Raw genomic sequence first — 25,171 nt, 5'->3', positions numbered from 1 at the left:
TTAGACGCTCCTGATTCGTGGGTTGATGAGCAGGTAGAGCAGGTCAACGACAATGTTGACCAGAACAAAGGTGATGGCGATGGTTAGTACAACGCCCTGGACAAGGTTGATGTCGTTACCGGTGATACCGATAAAGATGAGGTTGCCCATGCCATTGAGGGAGAAGATCATCTCGATGACGACCGCGCCGCCCAGGAGGTAGCCAATGCGCAGGCCCAGCACGGTGACCGGGGTGATGAGGGCGTTACGGAGTACGTTCTTGGTAATAACTTCCTTGCGGGGGACACCGTTACCGATAGCGGTGCGTACGTAGTCCTTGTCGAGTTCTTCCACCATGGAGGTACGAACGGTTCGGGTCAGCGATGCGCTGACGGGCACAGCAAGAGCCACTGCCGGAAGGAACATGTGCAAAAGCCAGGTGCCAAATCCGCTACCTGCCGGTGCGGAACCACCTGTGGGGAACCAGCCCAGGCCCAGAGCAAAGTACTGAATCATGAGGATACCCAGCCAGAAGGAAGGAGTGGCGATGGAGGCCATGGACAGCACACGGATCAGCTGATCGGGCCAGCGATCGCGGTAAAGGGCGGCAACAACGCCAAGGACCAAGGAAGCCACAGCAGCGATGATAACCCCCAGGAAGGTCAACTGCAAGGTTGTGGGGAAAGCGACCTTAATCTGGTCAATAACAGGCTGAGCGGGTGGGGTAGTCATACCCAAATCAAAGTGAGCTAGCCGTGCCAGGAAGGCAAAGTACTGGACATAGAGCGGGTCATTGAGACCGTGCGAGTCTCGGTAGGCTTCTTTAGCTTCTTCCGATGCGCCTTCGCCCAGGGCAATAGTGGCGGGGTCACCAGGAGTGAACTGGAGAATGATGAAGACAAGAAGGGTAACGCCCAAAATCATGATGGGCAGGGCTACCAGGCGTCTGCCGAGGAGCCTAAGAAAGTTTGACACGGAGAGTCACTCCCTGCAAGAGAAAGAACGAGGTGGGTGTGGCTAGCGCACGGTGAGGCGCCAGGGCTGGCTGAGCCTGCCCGCTACCGGCCTAGGGGCCGGGCGGGCAGGCAACCAGGTGCTCAATGAGCGATTACTGTGAGCGGTTCAAATCATGTGTGGAGGGGGAGCCCGCTCACGGATCCCAGGCTAAGCCTGGGTGGTGCCGACATTCAGGAATGACAGGCCGGTCGTGGGGAGCGGCTTGAAGTCAACCAGGCTGTCGGTAGCCCACGCGGTGGGCAGCTTGCGGTGGAAGAGGGGGTAGAGGGGTACATTCTCTGCCACGATGTCCAGGCAGGCCTTCCAGTCGGGCTTCTCTGATGTGACCGCGGCAGACATTGCGCTCTGCAGGGCGGCGTATTCAGGGGTGGAGGACCAGCGGAAGCGCTTCTCAGGCCAGGTAGCACCGCGGTACCACCAGGACAGAAGCAGGTCGGGGTCATTGCCGAAGACCGAGGGATCGCCGGGGGCCAGGACCACATCGAAGTCGCCGCTATCGACAAAGTCGGAGTAGAGGGAGGAAGACTGTGAGTCTTCTAGGGCAACCTCAATACCGGCATCTTTGAGGGATTCCTGAACCAGCTGGGCGCACTGCTTGACCCAGTCGTGGTCGGTGGTGCGCAGGGTGATGGAGAGCTTATCCACACCTGCATCCTTAAGGAGCTGCTGGGCCTTGGCCTTGTCGTAGGTGTAGACGGTGGAAGCCTCAACATAGTCGGGGTGCTCCTTCTGCAGGAAGGAGGTGGCTGCGGTGGCGTTGCCCAGCAGACCGGTGGAGATGACCTTGTCCATGTCGATTGCGTAGAAGAGTGCCTGGCGGACTTCCTTCTTGTCGAAGGGAGCCTTTTGGCAGTTGAACATCATGAAGAGCAGACCGAAGGACTGAACTGACTCCACGGTAACGCCGTTGGTCTTTTCCAGGACCGGGATATTGTCGTAGGGCACTGACTCGATAGCCTGAACTCGCTGTGAGCTCATGGCGGTGACGCGGGCTGAAGATTCAGAAAGAATGAGCCACTTCATGGTCTTAGCCAGGGCAGGGCGGGGGCCGTTGTAGTCGTCGTAGCGTTCAAAGGCAATGTGGTCACCCTTGGTAGCTGAGACAAACTTGTAGGGGCCTGAGCCAATGGGCTTAGCACCGAATGCTTCAAGGTCGGCACTAGCGCTGGCCGGCATGATGTTAACCAGGGAGATACGGTCAGCAAAGAGGGGGAAAGCCTGGTTGAGCTTGAACTCTACGGTGCTGTCATCGACTGCGGTTACTCCGTCGATGAAGTAGAGGAACTGGCTAAAGAGAGATTCCTCGGAGGTGTAGAGCTTAAAGGTTTCAACGACATCCTTGGCAGTAACTGCTGCACCGTCGTGGAAGGTAGCACCCTCTCGGAGGCTGACGCGATAGGTGGTTTCGTCAACAACTTCGGGGTCACCGGTTGCTAGTGCGTTGTAGCGTTCACGGGTTGCCGGGTCCAGACCGTAGAGGCCTTCGAAGATGTGCAGGTTGGCTGCGAAGGGAGCCGCACCCGATGCCTGAGAGGGATCGAAGGTGGTGGACACATCGTAGGCAATTGCTGCGGTGATGGAGCCGTCTTTGTTTTCTTTGCCAGCGGCTGAGCCGGATGATTGGCTAGATGAGCCACCGCATGCGGCAATGGATGCGGCGAAAGCTGTTGCTGCGCTGATTCCACCGGCGATTTTGAAAAAGCTACGGCGGGAGGTATCAAATTCTTTTACCTGGGTGAGCTGTGACATCTATGTCGCACTCCTTCGGGCTGCGCTCCTGGTAGGGAGGGGGTGATAAAAATAAGGTAGAGGTAGGATGTCCTACCTATATCTTGTATGGTAGTGATGGGTATCCAAATCGGTCAAGCTGGGCAGGAAAAGTCATCAAAATATGACGCCACCCTCTTACCTTGCGGATGGAAACTGTCCCTGGGTGGCAAGGGCTCCTACAGTAGTAGAAGGATCCGGTGGAAGTAGTCCTGCCGGATAGTGTTTTGGGTGCCCTCAATATCAACACACTGAAAAGAGCACGTTATGAACAGCCACGACTCTCTTCCTCCCGCCCCATACGTCCCTGACCTTGGTTTTCTCCACCCTGAGGGGGTGCACCGCAGCGCCGCGCAGAAACGCCAACAGCAGCTCCAGAATGAGATAATTTCGCTAATTTTTAAGCGGCAGTTAGGCCAGGGGGACCCCCTGCCCAGCGAACAGGAACTGATCGATGAACTAGGTGTGGGGCGAAACTCCATTCGTGAAGCTCTTAAGGTTCTAGAAGCGCTGGGGATTGTGGAGGTTCGCCACGGCTTTGGAACCTTTGTCGGTGGTCAGGTCCTTATTTCTATGGCGCGAGGCCTGAGCTTTCGAGGCTGTTTAGCGCTCTACCACGGTGGCCAAGAGGCTCTGGAACTGGTGGAGGTCCGGGAGGCTCTTGAAGTTGGATTGTTACGCGCCGTTATTCCGGTGATGACCGAAGAACAGCTCCAACGTGTCAAACAGTCCTATGACGCAATGGAAGAAAGCGTCCACAACGGGGTCTGGCTGGCAGAATCAGATCAGTCTTTCCATGCTGCTATCTTTGCGCCCTTGGGTAACGAATTGCTGTCCAAACTACTGGATATCTTCTGGCAGGTTTACAACAATATTGCCGGCCTACTCGATACCGTTGCCCCACTGGATGAAGCACAGACCTGCACCCTGCTGGAAGCCCACCTGCGGCTCTATGAAGCTATTAGGGACCGAGATGCCGATGCGGCAACCGAACTGATGAGAGAGCACTTTGTGGGTATCCGCGAGAGACTGACCTCTTGGCAGGCCAACTGGTTGGCAGAAGGCTAACTCCTATATACCTTTTATGACGCACTGTTACGGTGTAACTTTTTGTTGCTTACAGATAGGTGAAATATGACCCAATTTTGGGCTGATTTCTAGCCTGACCATTGTGGAGTGTTCTAATAGAAGAGTCGCTGAAACCAGCGTCCGAAACCACATCAGCCAACAGCCCCCGGTAAAACGCTGAATCGTGGCCGCACCCATCAATTTTCCCAACAGAAAGATTCATAGCCGTGAAGAAATTTGTTGCCACTTTGGCTCTCGTACCCCTCGCATTTGGTCTTGCAGCCTGCGGCTCATCATCAGACTCAGCGTCTCCTGCCTCCGCTTCATCAGCCGATGATGTTATCAAGATCGGTGTTGTCGGCGCATCTGACTCCAACGCCAAGCTGGTCGAAGTGGCCAAGGCTGAGGGCATCAATATCGAGATTATTGAGTTCTCCGATTACACTCAGCCCAACCCCGCGCTCAGTACCGGTGAAATTGACCTCAACTGGTTCCAGCACATCGCTTACCTCTCCAACTACAACGTTGAGGCCAACGACAACCTGCAGATTGTTGGCCCCACCGTGATCTACCCCATGGCTCTCTTCTCTGAGAAGCACGATTCCATTTCTGCACTGCCCCAGGGCGCTGAAATCGCTATCCCCAACGACACCGTTAATGAAGCTCGCGCTCTTCTTCTGCTTGAGGCTAACGGTCTTGTGTCCTTCACCAAAGACACCGATTCACCCACCGTGGACGATGTAGACACCGCTGACTCTAAGGTTAAAGTCACCCCCGTTGATGCCGCTCAGACCGTTCTTGCTCTCAAATCAGTGGACGGTTCGGTCATCAACAATGACTTCCTGAAAGATGCTGGGCTTAACCCCAAGGACGCTCTGGCTCAGGACGACCCCGCTAACGACAGCGCTCGCCCCTACGTCAACCTCTTCGTCTCCCGCGCAGATGACGCTGATAACGAAACCTACAAGAAGATCGTAGAACTCTTCCACAGCGATGAGGTTCTGGCAGCTGTCCAGGAAGAGACTGAGGGAACCGCAGTTGAGGTTAACACCGATTTGGCAGACCTGCGTTCAACCCTTGCCGACCTGGAAGCTAAGAAGCGTAAGCAGTAGTCCTCGGTTTTAATCACACAGCGTGATGCAGGCAATAAGGGCGGCAACCAACTTGGGGTAGGCTAGACTTTTTGCCCCTCCGGGGCAGAATGTTGGACTAGGCTAGGGCGGTTGCCGCTTTACCTATTCCTGTTTCCCCTGAGGTTTCTCCGTGATGGGGTAGCTGCCCTCCCAAACCTTACAAAGAAGAAGAGATGACCCAACAACGAGCAGTACCAGACAACCAGGCCTCCGAGCCTATGGTTGTGCTGAAGAAAGTGACCAAAGAGTTTAAGGTCGGTAAGAAGACCGTTACCGCAGTAGACGATGTTGATCTGACCATCAACAAAGGCGAAATCTTCGCCATCATTGGTTACTCCGGTGCCGGTAAATCGACCCTTGTTCGCCTGATTAATGGCTTGGAAAGTATCACCAGTGGTTCTTTGACCGTGGATGGTCTAGAGATTGCCGGTAAGCGTGAGTCCCAGCTCCGCCAGGCCCGAACCAACATTGGTATGATTTTCCAGCAGTTCAATCTCATGCACTCTCGCACGGTGGCGGGTAACGTCGAGTTTCCCCTGATCGTTGCGGGCTGGGATAAGGCTAAGCGTACTACCCGTGTAGCGGAGCTCCTAGAGTTTGTGGGTCTTTCGGATAAGGCTAAGAACTACCCCGATCAGCTTTCAGGCGGTCAGAAGCAACGTGTGGGTATTGCCCGTGCTCTAGCGACCTCTCCCTCACTTTTGCTGGCTGACGAGTCAACCAGCGCCCTCGACCCTGAGACCACCGCTGAGGTCCTTGAGCTGCTCAAGAAAGTCAATAGGGAGCTGGGTATCACCGTTATTGTGATTACCCACGAGATGGATGTTGTCTCATCTATCGCTGACCGTGTGGCTGTCATGGAGAAGGGCAGGGTCGTTGAAAGCGGCAATGTCTACGACGTTTTTTCGGCTCCTCAGACCGTCACCGCCCAGCGTTTTGTGGGTACCGCGGTCAAGTCTCTTCCCGTTGGTGCCCAAGCCGCTGAACTTAAGAAGCGTCACCGCGGGTACCTCATTAACATTGAAATTACTGAGGGTAATAAGGGTATCGGTAAGGTCCTTTCTTACCTGGGGAGCCGCAATGTTTCCTTCAACATTGTGCAGGGTGGATTGGAGACCTTGCAGGGTAAGAGCTACGGCAACCTAACTCTTGAACTTCTTGGCGATGTAACCAGCTTGGACGCTGTTATCGCTGAACTTAAGACCGTCACCCGTGTGCAGGAGGTCCGCTAGCATGGACGCAACATTTATTAACAGCAAACTGCTCCCTGCCCTGGGTGATACCCTCTACATGGTCAGCTTCACCATGCTGGTGGCCGGTGCGCTGGGCCTCTTCTTTGGGGTCTTGCTGTACACCACCCGCCAGGGCAATATCTTGGCTAACCGCTGTGTCAACATTGTGCTGAATATTGTGGTGAACGTTGTCCGCCCTATTCCCTTCATTATTCTGTTGGCGGCTTTGGGGCCGCTCACTCAGGCTATCGTGGGGACCCGCTTGGGCGTGAACGCCGCTATCTTCGCTATGGTCTTTGGCGCAACTTTTGCTATTGCCCGTATCGTTGAGCAGAACATGGTCTCTATTGATCCTGGCGTGATTGAAGCGGCCCGTGCAATGGGGGCATCAAAGCCCCGTATCTTGCTGACCGTGATGATTCCCGAGGCTCTTGGCCCCCTGATTCTGGGTTATACCTTCTTGGTGATTGGCGTGGTCGATATGTCGGCTATGGCCGGTTACATTGGTGGTGGTGGCCTGGGTAAGGTTGCCCTGGTCGATGGTTACCAGCGCTTCAACGAGGTTGTGACCTGGAGCGTTGTTGCGGTCATTATTATTCTGGTTCAGCTTATTCAGCTGGTTGGTAATATGCTGGCCCGTAAAGTCATGCGCCGATGAGCTTGCCGGTCGTGAACAGGTAAGCGCCTGAGAAACGGCCAGCTGAGCCTCTTCTAAGCCGAGTGCCAGCCTGCTGACAGGCGCAAGAAACCCTAACCGTATATCTACCCCGCACCTCGGTGCGGGGTAGATATTTTTAAAGGTGCGTCTTACTTTTTACCGCTAATCCACGACGAATCGTAGAGATCTCCTGGGCCTTTGCCCCGCTTGTGCTCTATCTCTTTTTCCCAGAGCTGCTCGGCGTAGTCGGTGGGGCGAATGAGCCTGTCGTCGTCTACATCATCGTGATCACTCCAGGCGGCCAGCGCAAAAATACCGTAGAGCAGGGCGGCAAGGAGCAAGAAGAACATAGCCAGCTCAGCCCACAGGATGACGTAGTTGCGGCGAAGGTCAGCACTTACATGGCTGTAGACTTCGGGGATGACCAGGAAGGAGATGAGCCCCAAAACGACGGCGATAGCGGTGAGTAAATGGGGCGCCCAATACCAAGGGTTTTTGGTGCGGGGCTTAGCCTGCCGGGCAGGTTTAAGCGGGGGCAGCTGCTGAGCCGGGGGAGTGGGGGTGGCCTGCGGGGGGAGGAACTCCCGATAGTAGGCGCGCTCGTCTTCGGAGAGGTCCTCAAGCCGCCTACCGTAGCGGGAGGGCTTGCTCTGGGAATCCTTGTGGTTCATGACCTGCTCCTTGCGCTGGCGGGCAAAAGTGTTGGCTCTAGTTTACTGAGGTGACCCGGTAGAAAACCAGCGCTCTACCTGCGCCAGGAGCTGGGGGTCGGTGAAGGAGTCGCAGCGGCCCACACCGGCGGTAAGCAAGAGCGGTTTATCGGTGGGTTCACCCAGGTAGACAAGGGGCTGAGTACCTGCGGCAATAGCTGCGGTGAGGCCTGCAACGGAGTCTTCAAGGGTGAGGGTCAGCTCTGGCCTTCCACCCAGACGGCGGACAGCTTCCAGGTAGATGTCGGGCGCTGGTTTGCCCTTGGCCACGTCGTCGGAGGAAACCCAGGTGGTGAGGACATCTGATAGGCCTGCGGCCCGGATTTTTGTTTCGAGGACTGGTGCTGTTGAGTTGGAGGCTACCGCTACGGGAATGTGCTGAGCCAGTTTTTTGATCAGGGCAATGGCTCCGGGAATCTCATCGACTCCGGCTTCGATGGTGGCACGTTCGGTGGCTAGGAGATCGGTGAGTACCTGCTGGTAGTGCTCCTGCTTACCCAGGTCTGTGAGGCCTGCAGGTTGGGAGAGTTCTGCTAGGCGGCGGGCAACGTCGTAGGCAGTGTAGCCGACCAGGGAAGCTTGAAGCTCAGGGGTGTAATCGACTCCCCAGCCTTTAAAGACCTGGCCTTGGATCTGTCCCCATGTGGTTTCGGAATCCAGAATGACGCCGTCACAGTCAAAGACAGCACAACGCGGTGCCCAGTCGGGGCTTAAGGAGAACTCAAACATAGTTCCATGCTCTCACATTGCTAGGCCATGGTGACAGATGGCGTACCCCAGCCATCCGGAGATATGAAAGAAAAACATGTAGAAATATTGCGTAAATCACTTTTGTTTGTTATTTTTATCTCACGCATGGTGTTGTTGTCTCACTGTTGATCACAAGGAAGTGATCGTTATGAGGAATAAAATGTTGAAGGCTACCGCAGGAGTGGTGCTTGCAGTGACGGCTATGATGGGTGCCAGCACTGTAGCTGAAGCGGCTACTGTTTATTACAAAGGTAGCGCTGTGAGCTGGGATCATGGTCGTAGCTGGGGTGTGAATAGCTATTCCAATGTGCAGAGTGGAGTGTATGACCACTCAGCGACTGCTAATACCACTTTTTCAGGGTGGAAGAGGCCTGGTGTGCTTGCCTCGGCGAGCCAGTATGTTGGTCTTGGTCAAGCAACTGCTTATTGGAATTGTCGCGGCTAATTAAATAGTACAAGGAGATAATGACACCATGCGGCATACTCTTAAATATTGTGCTTGTGCTCTTGTGCTCTTACTGGCTGTAGCCAGCGCCGCCCTTTTCGCCTTGGTGAGAGCAGATGCCTATACCGCTACTCTTGAAGGCTATCTAGCTGAGGGAAAACACTTTACTCTTTCCGGTGTTAGTTCTGGAAACACTGCTGTCGTACAGAGCTACCTAGAGACAGAAACTACTCGCCGGCAGGCTTTTCTGGTACGGGCCGATGACAAACTCTCAGCGGTGGACGGCTCAGCGGCGGGCACCCATTGGGGTGTCCTGGCTGATAGAGCTCATCTAACTTCTGTACCGGAACTGGACTACCTGGGCATCAGTATTTTAAACAGGGAAAATCTAACGGAGCTTCTGGCCGCAGAAGAGGGAAAAACTCTGGGTCTCTATAAGGTTTCAGAAGATACTCTGGAGACTTTACCCGAGGTCACCTTTGCTCCCGGTTTTAGCCTGGGGAAGCTGAGCGACCTAGTGGAAGAAACCGGTACTATTAACGGCTCTTATACCGTGTATGGCCTCGGTGAAGAGGAATTTGCTGATTTTGTGAGCGGTCTTTCTACCCTCACCGGTAGTAGCGAAGAAAACCTGCTGACCCCACTATCTGGTCATGCTAAGGACGCAGGTCTTCTACCTGTATTCGTTACCCTTGCGGTGCTGTCCTTAGCTCTTTTGCTGACCCTGGTCTTTTTCATCTATGTCACCCAGGGAGCAAAAGAACTGGGTACCTACCTCATTCTGGGCTGGTCAAAAACTGATTACCTGATTAATCTCTTCAAACCCATCCTATACTGCCTCCTCCCAGCCTTACTGATTACTCTCTTCGGTAGCTGGCTGACCCTCCACAGCTTTGGATTTAGCGTGGAGATGCTCCCTGCCCTCTTTTACCCCTTTGGAGCTACGGTCTTTATCACGGTCTTGAGCTTTTTGCTCTCCTCGCTGGTAGTTATTGGCATGAAGCCCATCCATGCGGTTCGGGGCTACACACCGCAAAAGCTTTTTGCCTTCATGCTGGCAGGGGCTTTTGTCGCTACCAGTGCAGGGCTTTATATCACAGCTTCCTACCTTGATGGTCCTCTCAAAGAAGTAGAGAAGACTGCTACGGTGCAGAGGGAATGGGGCCGGGTTGCCGATGAGTATATTCTTTACTCCCAAAGCGCGGGCTCTGACAGTACGAGCTTTACCGGTCAGTCCACCGAATACGCTGCAGATTTTTACCGTTGGTATGCATCGATAGAGAACGAAAGCGGTGTTTCATTGGTCAATACCTACTACGTCGATCAGCAGTTGCTTCAGCAATGGAGAGAACTTGGGGAAGAAGTACCCACCAGAGAATTCTGGTACATGGCGGCTTCCCCGAGCTACCTGCAGAAAATTGGCCTTCAGATACCGGCAGAGACTTTAGAGCGTGCCGAAGCGGGGCAACAGGTTTTTCTCCTGCCGGATCACTTTAATCAGGAGGACCTAGCTTCAATTAGCGGTTGGCTGAAAGCCGAAGCTCTGAGGAAGGGGCAAGCAGAGCAAGATATCAGCACGCCTTTTACCCAGAACCCGGTAAGTTATCTCGACAGCTATTCTCCCGGTGAGGGACTCTTTACGTGGAGCGCCGACCCCCGGCAGGACTTTCGCAGCCGGGACGTAGTGATTTACGTGGCAACCGCAGCAAATATGACCTATTTCGAATCAGAAAGTTTGGCAGCCTCCGGCCTGGCAGATAGCTATGTGAAATTGTCAGAAGAAGCCGTTAACCAGTACACATCAGCGGCCTATCTATCACGGTATGGTCTGGCAGATAATCAGCCGGTCTTTATCTCTTCTGAGAGCTTTGTTGCCGGTCTGCAGAAAAGCCTTCGGCAGTACCTTCAGCTGTTCGGCACAGTGACCTTGCTGCTGGTTCTTTTGGTAGCTGTGGCTTTGAGTGCCTTTACCGGCATTTACTCACTTCTTAACAGGAATAAGATAGCGGTGCTACGACTGCTGGGGCACTCCCTCCTCGCTTCCTTCAAACCTGCCTATCTACTGGTTATCTTGACCAACCTTGGGGGTCTAGCGGTAATGGTGTTGGCCTCCTCCCAAGTGGGTATCATTCTGGCGCTCATCATGCTGCTTGGTCAGCCGGTACTCCTCTACCTACTTGCTCAAAAATTCGCTTACTCAAACATGGTGAGCCTCATTAAAGAATCATAGGAAGGTGAACTATGGAAAACTTTGTGGAAGTCTCCAATCTTTCTAAAACCTTTGGCGACCGAGTAGTGCTGAACAGCATCTCCTTACATGTCGCTGAGGGTACCTCACTAGCAATTGTGGGAAGATCAGGCTCCGGTAAATCGACCCTGCTGAATATCATTGGGTTACTCGAAACCGCTACCTCCGGCAATCTGACAATTGCCGGTCGCCCCGCTCCCGGTGTCCGTACCCGCCAGGCAATGATGCTCCGTCGCAACACCATTAATTACCTTTTTCAAAGCTTCGCCCTTATTCCTTCCCAAACTGTTATACAGAACATTCTGCTCGGTATGGAATACGTCAAAGAGCCCCTAACAGAAAAACGTGAGCGCATTTCAGATACTCTTGCCAGGCTTTCTATCGGCCATCTTGCTAATCAGAAGGTAGCTACCCTCTCGGGCGGGGAGCAACAGCGTGTGGCGCTGGCCAGATGCCTACTTAAGCCGGGAGACCTCATCCTTGCTGACGAGCCCACGGGCTCCCTTGATAAGGAGCTGGCGCTTGCCTCTATCTCTGAAATGCTTCAGCTACACCGTGAATTTGGCAAAACACTGATTATTGTGACCCACGATCCGGATGTAGCCCAACGCTGTGACAGGGTCTTTGATCTCAGCGCAAATTAGGTGAATGTCCTGTGAAGACCAGCCTTGTTACATTTTCTGAATTAAATGCTAGTAAATGTAACAAGGCTTAATACCTGGGCCGGAGTCTAGAGCAAGCTAACACCGGATAAAACCTGCTGGGATCGCTCACACCTGAGATAATGGGAGCCATGCTTAGCGTACTTATCAGACACGGACAGACCGATTGGAACCTAGAGCGCCGCTTGCAGGGTTCTAGCGATATACCCCTCAACGACACCGGTCGTGCCCAGGCCCAGGAGGCTGCCCTCAACCTGCGTGAGTACGCCCACATCCAGCAAGAAACAGACCCCGGCTTCACCTGGCACGGCGTAGTCACCTCACCCCTTTCCCGTGCCGCAGAGACCGGGCAGATTATTGCCGATGAGCTGGGCCTGCCCGTACTGGGCTCCTACGAGGGTCTAGCAGAGCGCTCCTTTAAAGACCTCGAAGGCATCAAAAACTACCCTGAGCTATGGGAAACTGTCGAGAACGAAACCGCCGATATTGAACCCCTGGGGGACTTCCTCAACAGGGTAGAGCAGGCCCTGGAACAGGTAGAAGCTGACTACCCGGGTAAGAACCTGATTATCGCCGTTCACGGTATGCTCATCTCCCGCCTGATGAGCTCACGCACCGGCCAGAAAGTCCCGGTTCCCGACAACGGCACGGTTACCGAGTTAGCACCGGCTCGCCGCGCCAGCTCCATTATGCTGATCCGCCACGGTCAGACCGATTGGAACAAGCTCAGCCTCATGCAGGGATCCAGCGACATTCCCCTCAACGATACCGGCCGATCCCAGGCCCGTGACACCGCCCGCTCCCTGATTGAGCGCGGCTTCACCTTTGATGTGGTGGTCTCGTCCCCGCTTTCTCGGGCCCAAGAAACCGCCGATATTATGGCTGCTGCCTTTGGCCTGACCCTTGCAGGCACCTACGAGGGGCTGGTGGAGCGTGGCTACGGTCAGGCAGAAGGGCTCGATATTTCCGCTGAGGCCCGCAGGGAACCCGATGCCTACTACGCCGGGGTTGAAAGCGAACGCTCTGTCTACACCAGGGGAATCGAGACCCTGCGTCAGATCGCCCGGGACTACCCCGGTCAGCGGGTACTTGCGGTGTCCCACGGTTCCCTGATTCGCCGGGCACTTTCTGCCACCCACGGCTACGAATTTGGAACCATCGCTAACGCTGAACCCTTTCAGGTAGATCTGGTGGGGCTGGCCCGTTGGAACGAGAATGCTGAGCCCCTGCTGAACGGCAAAATCTAGTGGCTCGCTACCCTAAAGCCCTGGGGTGGGCCCTGGTAGGTCTTTACCTTGCCGCTGTAGCCTTTATGGTTTTCTGGCCTGTACACGTTGACTCGGGCGATACCGGCCAAACTCTAGCCCGCCTGCTGGCTCATGCTCACGCCCAGGGGTGGCTACCTGCCTGGTTCGGCTACGGGCAGGTTGAATGGCTTTCCAACGTGGTCATGTTCATCCCCGGCGGCCTACTTTTTACCTGTCTCCTGCGCCCCGAACGCCTCTGGCTCATTCCCCTAGGCGGGCTAGTCTCTACCCTTAGCATTGAGAGTATCCAGCACTTCATGCCGGGGCGAACCAGCTCACCGCTGGATGTTTTAGCCAATTTTTTAGGCTGTGTTATCGGTTGGGTTTTCGCCTTAGGCTTGCTCAAAACGAGAGCAAAACGCAACAAAAAGAGCGATTGAAGCCCTTTTTTCTAGGGGTTTACATTGACTTACCCACAAAAACCCACATAAAATCAACTAATAATAGGGTTATTTAGCCCATCTCAATCTTTAAGGTGATAAAGACATGTTCGCTGAAGAACGACGTGCCGAAATAGCAAAGCTGGTAGCTTCAGCACGCCGTGTCAACGGCGCAGACCTGGCTAGACGCTACGAAGTCACGATGGAAACAGTCCGTCGTGACCTCGCCGCGCTCGAAGCCGATGGAAAACTGCGCCGAGTACACGGTGGTGCTGTAACTGTAGAGCAGTCAACATCCGTTGAATCCTCCATAGCCTTGCGCCAAAACATGAACACCCCCGAAAAGCAGAAAATTGCTCTGCGTGCCTACGAGCTACTGCGCGATTCCGATGCCGGGGCCGTTGTTCTTGATGCAGGTACAACTATCGAAATTTTAGCTGACCGTATCGCGGCCGCTGATTTTTCTCTTAAATCTGGTGCCGACCGCCTGATTATTACTCATGCGCTTCACATCGCCGTGAAACTTGCTGAGGCTGATGGCATCGTGCTCGATATGGTGGGTGGGCAACTCCGCAAAATGACCTGGGCCGCTGTAGGAACCCGTGCCGCCGCCCACTTCGAAACGATCCGCCCCGATATCGCCTTCATCGGTGTGAACGGGCTGGACGCCGAGTTTGGGCTCAGTACCCCCGGCTTGAACGAAGCTATCGTCAAAACCGCCATCGTTAAATCTGCCCGTCGCGTCGTCCTACTGTGTGACTCCGCAAAGTTCGGCCAGGAATCCCTGGTCCGGTTCGCAGGTCTAGGCGATATTGACACGCTTATTACCGATAAAGCGCCCGACGGTGAACTTGCTGCCGCGCTTGAAGAATCCAATGTAGAGGTGCTTATCGCATGATCGTAACCCTAACCGCTAACCCCAGTATGGACCGCACCGTGGAGCTAGACCACCAAATTAAGCGCGGAGCCGTTCAGCGCGCCAGCGGGGCGGCCTCCGACCCCGGCGGCAAAGGCGTAAATATCGCGCGTGCTCTCAATATCTCCGGTTTTGAGACCGTTGCGGTACTCCCCGGCGACGCTGAGGACCCCGTCCTGGCCGGTCTCAAAGACGAGGGTGTTCCCTTTGTGAATATGCCGATTGGCTCGCCCATCCGGTCCAACATCACCGTTGTTGAGCCCGATGGCACCACCACCAAGATTAATGCGCCCGGTCAGCCACTGAATGACGTTGCCCAGCAACAGCTCACCCGTCTGATGATTAAAGAAACCATTGACGCTTCCTGGCTGGTTCTGGCGGGTTCATTGCCTGCCGGTGTGCCCACCGACTACTACGCGGTCGTGGGTCGCTCTATCCGCGAATCCCTGGGCGAAAAAGCACCCCGAATAGCTGTCGATACCTCTGGCGCGGCCCTGCGTGATGCGCTGGTTGGCCTGGACGGTATGCCCAACCTCATTAAGCCCAATTCCGAGGAACTGGCCGAACTGGTCGGCAAGCTAGAGATGGCCGACGAACTGGAAAAGAACCCCGAGCTGAGCGCCGCTACCGCCAAGGAACTGGTAGACCGCGGTGTCGAAATGGTCCTGGCCACTCTGGGCGGGGCCGGCGCTGTACTGGTAACTGCTGAAGGTGCCTGGCACGCAGTCCACGAGCCGGTGAAAGTTCGTTCCACCGTCGGGGCAGGGGACTGCTCCTTGGCAGGTTTTCTCATTGCCCACGAAGAGGGCAAAACTCTGCCTGAATGCCTGGTCCAGGCAGTAGCTCACGGCTCAGCCGCCGCTTCTTTGCCCGGTACCCAGGTGCCTACTGTGGAGTCAACTGCACCTGCACTGGTGACCCTGCGCCAACTGGTTCTGTAGATAACTCCAAAAGACACATCAGTATTACTCACCCACCCATACCCCGAGGAGGAGCACATGTCTGCTCTGATCACTGCGGACCTCATCAGCCTTGATGAGGACCTCGGAAACTCCCGCTTTGAGGTTATAGCGCATCTGGCTAAGCTGGTCACCGCAGCTGGCCGGTCCACCGACTATGACACCCTCTACGCGGCGGCCCGCGCCCGCGAAGAGAAAACCGACACCGGTATTCCCGGCGGTATCGCCATTCCTCACTGCCGGAGCCAGGCCGTTACCCAACCCACCCTTGCAATGGCCCGGCCTAGACCCGCCGTTGACTTTGGTGCCCAGGACGGACCCGCTGACCTCATTTTTTTCATTGCCGCGCCGGCAGACGGGGATGAAGCCCACCTGAAGATTCTTTCTCAGATGGCCCGCTCACTGATGAAAAAGTCCTTTACCGCTGCACTGCGCGAAGCAAAAACCGCCAGCCAGGTCCTTGCCTTGGTTGAGGATGCTCTGGGCGTGCGCGAGAAAGCACCCCAAGCTCCCTCAGCTACCCCCGTGGCAGAAGCCGCTACCGAGTCTTCTGCCCGCCGTAAGAAGATTGTGGCTGTGACCAACTGCCCCACCGGTATCGCCCACACCTATATGGCAGCTGACGGCCTCAAATACGCCGCCGAAGAGCTGGGCTATGACTTCAAGGTGGAGACCCAGGGGTCCTCCGGCGGTGAAAAGCTGACCCAGGCTGAAATTGATCAAGCAGATGCCGTTGTCTTTGCTGTAGCTCTGCCCGTTCGCGGTCGTGAGCGCTTTGCCGGCAAACCCTTTGTTGAGGGGGCTGTTAAGCGCGCTATCGACGAACCCAAGGTCATGCTTGAAGAGGCCCTGGCCGAGGCCGCTAGCCCCAGCGGTAAGCGCCTTGCTGCCCCTAGCTCCGCCGACTCCTCCGAATCAGCCGATGAGGGCGGCCCCTGGGGTAGTCGCATCTATAAGGCACTGATGACCGGTGTCTCCTACATGATTCCTTTTGTGGCCGCTGGCGGCATTATTCTGGCTATCGGCTTCATGCTCGAAGCAGTAACCATGCCCAACCTAGGTGATGTTGATCCTCAGCTTATCCTGGGGCTTAAAGATGATTCAGTTACACATCCCAGCCTCTTGAACCTTGATGGAGTGCCCCTATCTCTCTATCTAGGGGCATCATTACACCTGATTGGGGCCTTTGGCCTGAACGCTATGGTTCCGATTCTGGCGGCCTATATCGCCTACGGTCTGGCCCAGCGCCCCGGTATCGCACCGGGCTTCATTGCCGGGTCTGTTGCCGTGCTTGTTGGTGGTGGTTTCTTAGGCGGTATCGTCGCAGGCCTGCTAGCCGGTCTGTGCGCCTACTGGCTCTCCTTGCTGAAGCTACCTCGCTGGATGGCATCCATGATGCCCGTGGTGATTACCCCGCTGGTCGCTACTCTCTTTGCAGGCGGTCTGATTTTCTTCCTGCTCGGTACACCCCTGGCCTGGATTACCAGCTCACTGACTGAGTGGCTGAACTCCATGACCGGTGCTTCTGCCCTTCTGCTGGGCCTTATCCTGGGCGCCATGATGGGCTTTGACCTGGGTGGCCCCGTTAACAAGGCCGCCTACCTCTTTGCGACCGCAGGCCTATCCGCCGGTACCCTGGCCTCCCAGCAGGTCATGGCCGCTGTCATTATCTCCGGTATGGTGCCGCCGTTGGCTATGGCTCTGGCAACCACTGTTCGTCCCAAGCTCTTTAGCGCCCCTGAGCGCGAGAACGGTAAGGCCGCCTGGTTGCTGGGTGCCTCCTTCATTTCCGAAGGTGCCATTCCTTTTGCGACCGCTGACCCCCTGCGCGTAATCCCCTCATCGATGGTTGGTGCCGCTGTTGCCGGTGCTATCTCCATGGGTGCTGGTGTTGCTTCCCCTGCGCCTCACGGTGGTGTCTGGATTATCGCTCTTGTGCAGAATCCGGTCATGTTCCTTCTTGCGGCTCTGGCAGGCACTATCGTCGGCTCTGTCATGTATATTGTTCTCAAGTCACTTGCCGGTCGTCAGGCCGAGGCAACTGCCTAAACCCCTCCAACACTAAGGAAAACACTATGACTACCTACACTGGCGTCGGCGTCTACGCCGGACGCGTCATTGGCAAAGTTTTGCAGATGCCTGAACCTATCAAGGCCCCCTCTTCATCTCTGAAGCTGTCAGCTGAGGAGACTGCCGAGCAGGCTGCTGAACGTATTAAGGCCGCTGCCCAGACTGTCAAGAACGGTCTGCTAGAGCGTGCTGAAAATGCGGGCCGTGACGGCAAGGCAGTGCTTAAGTCCACGTCACAGATGGCAACTGACCGCGCCCTGCTCAAGAGCGCAATCCAGATTGTGGAGAAGCAGGGTAAGGCACCTGAACTCGCTGTATGGGAAGCCGCATCGGCTTTTGCTGACCAGATGGCTGCCCTGGGCGGCTACATGGCTGAGCGTGTGACCGACATCCACGATGTTCGCGCCCGCATCGTTGCTGAGCTGACCGGCCAGCAGGCCCCCGGTATTCCGGTGTCATCTGAGCCTTTCATCCTAGCTGCTATTGACCTGGCACCGGCTGATACCGCAACCCTGGACCCTAAGCAGGTGATCGCTCTGATTACCTCTGACGGTGGCCCTCAGGCTCATACCGCTATCCTGGCCCGAGGCCTGGGTCTGCCCGCTATCGTTGCCGCTAAGGGGGTTACCGAGATTGAAAACGGTACCGAGGTTTACATCGACTCTAACGAAGGCGTCGTTGAAACCGAGGTCACCGCTGAGCACCGCGACCTGGCGCAGAAGTACGCTAACCGCAAGGAACTAGCAGACTTCGACGGTCTTGGGGTGATGGCCGACGGTACCCGCGTACCCCTCTACGCTAATGTCGGTGACGGCAAGAGCGCCGAGAAGGCAGCCGGCCTCAAGGCAGAAGGCGTTGGCCTGCTCCGCACCGAGTTCGGGTTCCTGGGTTACGATGCCGAGCCTTCGGTGGAGACCCAGACCGAAACGTACAAGTCTGTTTTTGATGCCTTCCCCGGCAAGCACATCGTAGTCCGCACTCTCGATGCTGGTGCCGATAAGCCCCTGCCCTTCCTCAACGTCAAGGAAGAAGAGAACCCCGCGCTGGGTGTTCGCGGCTTCCGCACCGACTGGACTGTGCCCGGTGTTCTTAAGCGTCAGCTTGAGGCTATTAAGGCAGCAGCTGACGGCACCGAAGCTGACATTTGGGTCATGGCTCCGATGATTTCAACGACCAGCGAAGCCCGTAACTTCAAGAACATGCTCGATGAGGTTGGTCTGAAGACCCGCGGTGTCATGGTAGAAACCCCTGCCGCCGCTGTAAACGCTGAGGCTATCCTGGGTGAGGTTGATTTCGTATCTATCGGTACCAACGACCTGACTCAGTACACCATGGCCGCTGACCGCCTGCTGGGCGACCTGGCTCACCTGAACAACCCCTGGCAGCCTGCCGTCCTGAAGATGATCAAGCTAACTGTTGAAGGCGCCAAGCGAGCCTCGGCAGCTGCCGGTAAGAAGAAGTACGTCTCGGTCTGTGGCGAAGCTGCCGCTGACCCCGCACTGGCTGTTGTCCTGGTTGGTCTGGGTGTTGATACCCTCTCCATGAATGCTGGCGCTATGGCCGCTGTTTCCGCTGTGCTCAAGTCGGTTACCCCCGAGAAGGCACAACAGATTGCTCACAAGGCACTGAGCCAGATCTCATCGGCTGAAGCCAAGGCGGCAGCTCGCTCTGAACTGCCCATCCTCGATGAGCTCGGTCTGTAAGTTAAACCAACTCGTTCATTGCTGAATAAAAGTCGTCAAAATCAGGGGTAACACGCCCCAAAGGTGCTGCCCCTGATTTAGACTCAGTAGTGGACAACAAATCCGCACTCTTTATAAGGAGAATCCCATGGCAGAACGTATTGCCACCATCGCAAGCCGTGTTGGCCTGCACGCCCGCCCCGCAGCGATTTTTGCTGAAGCAGCAGGTGACCTCCCCGTTGAAGTTACCATCGCCGCTGAAGGTGAGCCCGCAGACGAGGCAATGGACGCAGCTTCCATTCTCTCCCTGATGTCACTCGGTGCTAAGCACGGCGACAAGGTCGTTCTGCGTGCAGAAGGCGAAGGCGCTGAAGAAGCACTCGACAGCCTGGTTAAGATCCTCGAGACCGACCACGACGCCGAGTAATTATCTGAAGTAGTTGTGTGTCATCGTGGTCGGTTACGGGGTTCGCTTCGCTCACCGCACCACTTTCACCAGCTCCCAAGTCACCGTGTACGGTGACTTGCTGGCTGATTACGATTCCAAGTAATTAAAGCTTCACGGCGACGATATACTGTGTCGCTAACTGATTTACATGTCTGGCCCCCGCCCCGTATGGAGCAGGGGCCAGGCTGTGTTTTAGCATAAAACACGCACCCTACCCGCCTTGCGGGCTACACGGGTTAGCGACAAGTCGATAAACTGGAACACTGAACCTAGAATTTTTCGCGTTCACCCGCGTACCCAACCTGAAAAAGAGGGACCTTGCGAGACTTCACCGCCCGCTTCGCCACAGACACCGAAATCGCCCAATGGGATGAACACGTCATCGCCAGCCCCGGCGGCGGTAACCTGTTGCAGTCAGCTTCCTTCGCCTCGGTCAAAGCCAAGCACGGCTGGAAGCCCCTCTACCTGGTCTACGAAGGCACCACCGTCCTGAACGGTGAGAGCGCTCCCTTCGCCAGCTACAACCTGATTCTTGAAAAGTCTGTTCCTGCCCTGGGCAAGATCTGGTACATGATCAAGGGTCCCGGCGTGAACTCTGTTGAAGAGATCCCCGCGATCCTGGACGCTAACCGCGAATTCGTCACCCGCGAAAAGCTCGGCGTTTTTGCTATCAAGATTGAACCCGATATTATCGCTGACGAAACCACCAAGGCTCTCATGGCTAAGAGCGGCCTGGTCAAGAGCTGGAATATTCAGCCCAATGACTCCACCGCTATTCTGGCAACCGATAAGAGCCAAGAGGAGGTCCTCAAGTCGCTCTCCTCACGCGGTCGTAATGCCGTGCGTCGTTCACTGCGCGAAGGTTGCCAGGTGGAGCGCGTGCCGCTAACTGAAGAGAACATGAAGAAGATGTACGCCCTCATGGACACTGTGGGCCAGGGCAACGCCCAGGTGAACCTGCGCTCCTACGACTACTACCGTGACTTCTGGACCACCTTTGAAAAGGCCGGGCAGGGGCGCCTCTACTTCACCTATGAAGACGGTGAACCTTCCGTGGGCGCTTATGTCATTCGCTACGGGGAAAAGGGAACCTACAAGGACGGCGGTTCCAAGCCCCGGCGTAAGCAGTACGGTGACTCCCACCAGGTGCAGTGGACTGCGCTGACTGACCTCATGAAAGAGTTCGGTATCAAGAGCTACGACTTCTGCGGCACCCCGCCAAAGGACCAGCTGAAGAACAAGGAACACCACCACTACGGCCTGGGTCTCTTTAAGACCTCCTTCACCAAGGAGGTCATCGACTACGTTGGTGTCTGGGACCAGGTGCTTTCACCGTTCAAATATAAGGCCTGGAACACCAGTGTTGAGAAGGTCATGCGTCAGCTCTGGGTTCGTAAGACCGGTCAGCCTTTCTACTAAACCAGCACGAACCGCTTTGGCGGTTATCTTGAACTTTCACCGATGAGGCGGAAGGAGTATCCCTTTCAGTGAGCAAGAGCTCTACCGGCTTGCAGCAGAAGGCTTACCCTTCTGCCTCTGCATTTGAAACAGGTATTGATAACACAGAAGATAGCGGTGCCTTTGGACAAACCGGGCTTCTGCCCCGTGCCGACACTGCCGTATCTGTGCTACCCGCTACGGGGCAGATGGCTGCCCAGGACTCGGAGGCCCCCCGGTCGCTAGGTGGTGCGCTTCCGGTAGTGTCCCTGGCTCAGGTGCGCGATCCCAAGCTTCGCGATGCCCTGGCTCATCTGGGGGATGCCCCCAGCTCACCGGTGCAGGGGCAGGATAGCCCTACCGCAAGCCCCGCTCCAGCATCTGCCTTTGACCAGTTAGCACCGCCAACCTATCAGGTACCTTCCGCATTTGGGCCGGCCACTGACCTGAGTCTCAACCAGGCCCAACCGCCCAGCACGGAAGCAACACCTCCACCAGTCGATGATAGGCCCACAGCGTCAAGGACGGGCGGACTCCAGAAGGCTTTCTACCCCTCGGTAGCGGGTGCTCATACCGTGGCACGGCCCCTGACTGCACCCAAGCGGCCTTCGCGTATGCGTTCGTCGCTTAAGTCTTTTGTGAGCACGGACCAGTCCCTGACCAAACCGATGCGCGGCATCGCCCGCCTGGCCCAGCGCCCTTTCAATATCGCCTCCGCCCACCGGGCCGAGTATGTGCGCGAGAAAGAAGAAGCGCGTGAGGTCCTCAACTTCTCCCTGCGACTGGCTGAGACCATGTTCCACTACGGGGCAGATACGGTTGATGTGGACTCCGCAATCGTTGCGGTGTGCGCCGCCTATGGTCTGGAAGACGTTGAAATCGACATCACTAACCAGTCGGTTATTATCAACTACGTCTCCGATATTGATGAGGTTGATGATCAGACCCGGGCAATTGACTTCTCCGGCTCTGGAGCCATGTCCTCGAGCAAAGAACGCTTTAGCCACACGGTATTGCGCGTGGTTCGTTCCTGGTCCGAGAACTATGCGGCCCTAGATGACATTTATAAGCTAATCACCGAGATTACCGCCGGCAATCTGCCACGGCATCGGGCTGAACGCCGCCTGCACCGCATTAATACTGCTAAGAAGCCCTACTCGCCCATGATTATCATGCTGGCTAACATGCTAGCGGCTTTCTCCTTGGTGCTGGCTCTGGGCGGTTCGCTGGCGGCGGGCGCTGTAGGCGGTATCGTCTTTTTGGCCATTCACTTTGTGAACAGTGTGATTTCACGTCTCAAGATGCCCAGCTTCTTCAACATGGCTGCGGGCGCGGGCGTCGTAACGTTCGCATCTATTCTTATTTCCGATGACTCGTCTATCTTCTCCCAGCTGGGGCTCCACGTGAGCGCACCGCACATTGTGGCTGCGGGCCTGATCATGCTTCTGCCTACCGCCCGGTTAGTATCAACAGTCCAGGACGCCCTCAACGGTTTCCCGCTGACCGCAGCAGGTAAGTTCGTCTCGACGGGCATGTCATTTTTGGGTATTGTGGTGGGGCTTGCCTCAGCGGTGGCAGTCCTGACAGCTCTAGACATTAGAGAACTAGATATTACCGAGACCCGCTTTGTGGGGGCCTCTTTGGGGGTAAGCTACCTTTTCTTTATGCTAGCTTCCCTGGCTTTTGCGGTCACAACTCACGCCCGCTGGCAGACACTCTTATGGAACTTACTGATTGCTACCAGTGGTTTTTGGGTCTACCAGGGCTACACTTTCCTTTTTGGGGCTGGTGCAGGACGTGCCAATACCGCTTTTGCGGCTCTGGTCATTGGCCTCATGAGCACCTTCTTGGCTTACCGCTTGCAGGCCCCAGCCTCTATCTTTTATGTACCGGCCCTAACTTTTCTCCTGCCCGGTCTTTCCATTTTCCGGGGCCTTTATATCTTCACCGTAGAGGCTAATCCTTCGACTGGTGTGCCGGGGATGGTTGCGGCAATTTCAATTATCCTTTCTATGGCGTCCGGGGTGGTCCTCGGTAGCTACCTGATGCAGTACTTTATTCAGCAAGCGTCGGGTCAGCTCCAAACAGAAAAACAAGATCCGAAAGATACTCGGGACCGCTAAAGTGAGCCCAGATCTTCCCCTATCATTTAGGAGCCGGCCAGGGGTGGCATTCTCAGCTGCCGCCTTGAGTGGGATAGATAACTGAGACCGGTAGATTTTCCGATCTGCTTCAGGGCTTTAGAGAGCCCAGTTCACCGGGGAGGCCCCCTGAGCGAGCAAGAGCTCATTGACGCGGCTAAAGGGTCGAGAGCCAAAGAAACCCCGCGAGGCAGAGAGCGGCGAGGGGTGCGGTGACTCCACGCAGGGGTAGCCACCCAGTAGCGGTTTGCAGGAGCGGGCATCTGCGCCCCACAGTAGCCCTACCAGCGGCCTGCCCCGGGCTACCAGGGCTTGAACAGCGGCGGTAGTGACCTGTTCCCAGCCCAGGTTGCGGTGGGAACCTGCGGCCCCAGCACCCACCGAAAGAACCCTATTGAGGAGCATGACCCCCTGCTGGCTCCAGGCCCGTAAATCCCCGTGATCCGGGGGCGTGATGCCCAGATCGGTGTTGAGCTCTTTGTAGATATTGTGCAGGGAACGTGGCACCGGCCTGACCTCGGGACGTACAGAGAAACTTAGCCCCATAGCGTGCCCGGGGGTAGGGTAGGGGTCCTGACCCAGCACCAGAACCTTGACCTGGCTCATGGGGTAGGTGAAGGCCCTAAAAATATCCGGGCCAGGGGGCAGGGTGGCCCGGCCAGCCTGATGCTCGGCCCGCAAAAAATTACCCATAGCCCTAATCTGAGGCTCCACGGGTGCCAGGGCCTGCGCCCAGTCCGGGTCCATAATCTCGTGTAGGGGCTGAGCAGGCACGGCGCTTGTTCTCCTCTTGTATGCGGTATTCTCCCTATAAGACTAGACCACCGAAAGAAGACCCATGAACATGCCAGCCGGTTCACCCACACCAGAGTCTCAGACTAGCTCTACCCACCGGCTTACCGAGCAGGAGCGCGCCATCTTAGATATGGAGAAAAAACGCTTCAAGTACCAGGGAAGTAAAGAACAGGCCATCAGCAAAGACCTGGGGCTGAGCCCGATTGCCTACTACCAGCAACTCAATGCACTGATCGATAATCCGCGCGCTATTGCCGCTGAACCGGCCCTTACCCGCAAGCTCCGGCTCACACGCAACCGACTCACCTAAAACAGGGCGGGGGAGTGTACCCTAGAAGCTGACCCCCGTAGCAACCGTGCACCGAAAGAGGCGACCAGTGAACACCTACCCCCGTGACGAGTTCGATGATGTCGAAGAAAACTCCTCCCGGCGGGGTGCCTACCGCGGACGAGTCACCGACACCTCAACCTCACGGGCTGGCCTGCTGGCTGTCATCATCAGCGGTATTCTCGCCCTCCTGGTGGGCGGCATCATGTACGTGGTTTCGCCCCGGACTGCTGGCCCGGGTACCACAACCGCGACCGCATCGGCAAGAGCCACCGCAACAGCTACCGCCGATGCCAGCCCCAGCACCAACCCAGCTAGCGTTACCGTAGCGGTCTATAACTCAAGCGCCCCCGAAGGCTCAGCCAGCACCGCCGCCAGTGTCTTGCAAAAAGCAAACTACAAGATTACTGAAACCACCAACTGGACCGGTACCTATGCCACCGAGTCCATGGTTTACTTTGCTACCGGGGCCTCATCAGAAGCCAACGAAGTCGCTGACCTCTTAGGTATTGCCTACATCAACCAAGACTTCCAGGCCGAGACCGGTGAGGTCTATGTGGTGCTCGGAGCAGACTTCGACCCCACCGCGCTCGCAGAGCAGACCCAAGTGGCCAGCGCGGATGCTGCCACCTCGACAGCAACAGGGGATAGCCAGCTTTTCTACGTCTATGACCCGGTGAACGGGACTTACACCGCCACTAGCAAGACAGAGGCCCTGGCCTCGGGTAAGGTTCTCTACCGTGTGGACCCCGCTACCGGTGCCTACGTTGAATACTCCGGAACTGATGCCAGTTCACCAGCCTCAGCGACTACGGGAACCGCTACCCAGAACACCCAGCGCTACAGCCTGGACCCTGCTACCGGCACCTATGTACTGAATCCTGCCGGTGCCTATATCTACGATTCTGCTACTGGAACATACACACAGGGCTAAGCAAGATCTAAGCCCGGGAGCTGTAGCTTTGTGCGCTGTTGGCGATTAAGGCTTCTCAAAGCGAATAATAGGTTTGCGCGCTCTGGGCTCAGGTGCCAAGATTGT

General features: G+C 56.1%; 22 protein-coding genes. 17 read left to right on the top strand and 5 right to left on the bottom strand.

Going from position 1 to position 25,171, the window contains the following annotated elements:
• Both ACN085_RS05850 and ACN085_RS05845 read right to left on the bottom strand, forming a co-directional pair.
• Entirely contained in the window at window positions 1–954 is a 954-nt protein-coding gene (locus ACN085_RS05850; RefSeq protein ID WP_419110883.1) for an ABC transporter permease, read from the bottom strand.
• A gap of 189 nt (window positions 955–1,143) precedes the next feature.
• Window positions 1,144–2,745 (bottom strand): ABC transporter substrate-binding protein, encoded by a 1,602-nt coding sequence (locus ACN085_RS05845; protein WP_419099093.1) that lies wholly within the window; start codon window positions 2,743–2,745, stop codon window positions 1,144–1,146.
• A 285-nt stretch (window positions 2,746–3,030) separates the two neighbouring features.
• On the opposite strand from ACN085_RS05845, the gene ACN085_RS05840 reads away from it, so the two are divergent.
• From ACN085_RS05840 to ACN085_RS05825, 4 genes are all read left to right on the top strand, one after another.
• Complete coding sequence (locus ACN085_RS05840) at window positions 3,031–3,831, top strand: FadR/GntR family transcriptional regulator (RefSeq protein WP_419099094.1); 801 nt, start codon at window positions 3,031–3,033, stop codon at window positions 3,829–3,831.
• A 227-nt stretch (window positions 3,832–4,058) separates the two neighbouring features.
• Window positions 4,059–4,943, top strand: a complete 885-nt coding sequence (locus ACN085_RS05835) for a MetQ/NlpA family ABC transporter substrate-binding protein (protein WP_419099095.1) — start codon at window positions 4,059–4,061, stop codon at window positions 4,941–4,943.
• A gap of 194 nt (window positions 4,944–5,137) precedes the next feature.
• Complete coding sequence (locus ACN085_RS05830) at window positions 5,138–6,196, top strand: methionine ABC transporter ATP-binding protein (protein ID WP_419110882.1); 1,059 nt, start codon at window positions 5,138–5,140, stop codon at window positions 6,194–6,196.
• A gap of 1 nt (window position 6,197) precedes the next feature.
• On the top strand, window positions 6,198–6,854 hold the full coding sequence (locus tag ACN085_RS05825; RefSeq protein ID WP_419099097.1) for a methionine ABC transporter permease: 657 nt from the start codon (window positions 6,198–6,200) through the stop codon (window positions 6,852–6,854).
• Window positions 6,855–7,003: 149 nt separating this feature from the next.
• Here the strand turns inward: ACN085_RS05825 and ACN085_RS05820 are convergent, their stop codons facing one another.
• Both ACN085_RS05820 and ACN085_RS05815 read right to left on the bottom strand, forming a co-directional pair.
• Window positions 7,004–7,525 (bottom strand): hypothetical protein, encoded by a 522-nt coding sequence (locus tag ACN085_RS05820; RefSeq protein WP_419099098.1) that lies wholly within the window; start codon window positions 7,523–7,525, stop codon window positions 7,004–7,006.
• Between the two features lie 42 nt (window positions 7,526–7,567).
• A complete protein-coding gene (locus ACN085_RS05815; RefSeq protein WP_419110881.1) occupies window positions 7,568–8,293 on the bottom strand; it encodes an HAD family hydrolase in 726 nt (241 codons plus the stop codon).
• A 494-nt stretch (window positions 8,294–8,787) separates the two neighbouring features.
• Between ACN085_RS05815 and ACN085_RS05810 the strand changes: the two genes are divergently transcribed.
• The 11 genes from ACN085_RS05810 (at window position 8,788) to ACN085_RS05760 (ending at window position 22,991) form a co-directional block, all read left to right on the top strand.
• The gene (locus ACN085_RS05810; protein WP_419110880.1) at window positions 8,788–10,989 is read left to right on the top strand and encodes a hypothetical protein; all 2,202 of its coding nucleotides are present in this window, start codon (window positions 8,788–8,790) and stop codon (window positions 10,987–10,989) included.
• A gap of 11 nt (window positions 10,990–11,000) precedes the next feature.
• A complete protein-coding gene (locus ACN085_RS05805; RefSeq protein ID WP_419110879.1) occupies window positions 11,001–11,651 on the top strand; it encodes an ABC transporter ATP-binding protein in 651 nt (216 codons plus the stop codon).
• Window positions 11,652–11,800: 149 nt separating this feature from the next.
• The gene (locus ACN085_RS05800; RefSeq protein ID WP_419110878.1) at window positions 11,801–12,916 is read left to right on the top strand and encodes a histidine phosphatase family protein; all 1,116 of its coding nucleotides are present in this window, start codon (window positions 11,801–11,803) and stop codon (window positions 12,914–12,916) included.
• Window positions 12,916–13,356, top strand: coding sequence for a VanZ family protein (locus tag ACN085_RS05795; RefSeq protein WP_419110877.1), 441 nt, complete (start codon window positions 12,916–12,918; stop codon window positions 13,354–13,356). Before ACN085_RS05800 ends, ACN085_RS05795 begins: the two co-directional genes overlap by 1 nt.
• Before the next feature lie 106 nt (window positions 13,357–13,462).
• Complete coding sequence (locus ACN085_RS05790; protein ID WP_419104803.1) at window positions 13,463–14,254, top strand: DeoR/GlpR family DNA-binding transcription regulator; 792 nt, start codon at window positions 13,463–13,465, stop codon at window positions 14,252–14,254.
• A complete protein-coding gene (locus ACN085_RS05785) occupies window positions 14,251–15,213 on the top strand; it encodes a 1-phosphofructokinase family hexose kinase (RefSeq protein WP_419099105.1) in 963 nt (320 codons plus the stop codon). The genes ACN085_RS05790 and ACN085_RS05785 overlap by 4 nt, the downstream gene beginning before the upstream one ends.
• A 57-nt stretch (window positions 15,214–15,270) precedes the next feature.
• A complete protein-coding gene (locus ACN085_RS05780) occupies window positions 15,271–17,280 on the top strand; it encodes a PTS fructose transporter subunit IIABC (protein WP_419110876.1) in 2,010 nt (669 codons plus the stop codon).
• Between the two features lie 26 nt (window positions 17,281–17,306).
• On the top strand, window positions 17,307–19,004 hold the full coding sequence (gene ptsP / locus ACN085_RS05775; protein WP_419110875.1) for a phosphoenolpyruvate--protein phosphotransferase: 1,698 nt from the start codon (window positions 17,307–17,309) through the stop codon (window positions 19,002–19,004).
• A gap of 127 nt (window positions 19,005–19,131) precedes the next feature.
• On the top strand, window positions 19,132–19,410 hold the full coding sequence (locus ACN085_RS05770; protein WP_168614631.1) for an HPr family phosphocarrier protein: 279 nt from the start codon (window positions 19,132–19,134) through the stop codon (window positions 19,408–19,410).
• A gap of 339 nt (window positions 19,411–19,749) precedes the next feature.
• The gene (locus ACN085_RS05765; protein WP_419099108.1) at window positions 19,750–20,850 is read left to right on the top strand and encodes a lipid II:glycine glycyltransferase FemX; all 1,101 of its coding nucleotides are present in this window, start codon (window positions 19,750–19,752) and stop codon (window positions 20,848–20,850) included.
• A 68-nt stretch (window positions 20,851–20,918) separates the two neighbouring features.
• Complete coding sequence (locus tag ACN085_RS05760; protein WP_419099109.1) at window positions 20,919–22,991, top strand: threonine/serine exporter family protein; 2,073 nt, start codon at window positions 20,919–20,921, stop codon at window positions 22,989–22,991.
• A gap of 117 nt (window positions 22,992–23,108) precedes the next feature.
• On the opposite strand, the gene ACN085_RS05755 is transcribed toward ACN085_RS05760, so the two are convergent.
• Window positions 23,109–23,783, bottom strand: a complete 675-nt coding sequence (locus ACN085_RS05755) for a uracil-DNA glycosylase (protein WP_419110874.1) — start codon at window positions 23,781–23,783, stop codon at window positions 23,109–23,111.
• A 64-nt stretch (window positions 23,784–23,847) separates the two neighbouring features.
• On the opposite strand from ACN085_RS05755, the gene ACN085_RS05750 reads away from it, so the two are divergent.
• Both ACN085_RS05750 and ACN085_RS05745 read left to right on the top strand, forming a co-directional pair.
• Complete coding sequence (locus tag ACN085_RS05750) at window positions 23,848–24,114, top strand: DUF3263 domain-containing protein (RefSeq protein WP_419104799.1); 267 nt, start codon at window positions 23,848–23,850, stop codon at window positions 24,112–24,114.
• Between the two features lie 67 nt (window positions 24,115–24,181).
• A complete protein-coding gene (locus ACN085_RS05745) occupies window positions 24,182–25,066 on the top strand; it encodes a LytR C-terminal domain-containing protein (RefSeq protein ID WP_419110873.1) in 885 nt (294 codons plus the stop codon).
• The last annotated feature ends 105 nt before the right edge of the window (window positions 25,067–25,171 follow it).

It is taken from the genome of Rothia sp. P4278 (assembly GCF_048512945.1).
In the GTDB taxonomy this organism is placed as follows: domain Bacteria; phylum Actinomycetota; class Actinomycetes; order Actinomycetales; family Micrococcaceae; genus Rothia.
Note: the sequence above shows the minus strand (reverse complement) of the source record. Positions and strands in the feature narration are given on the sequence as shown.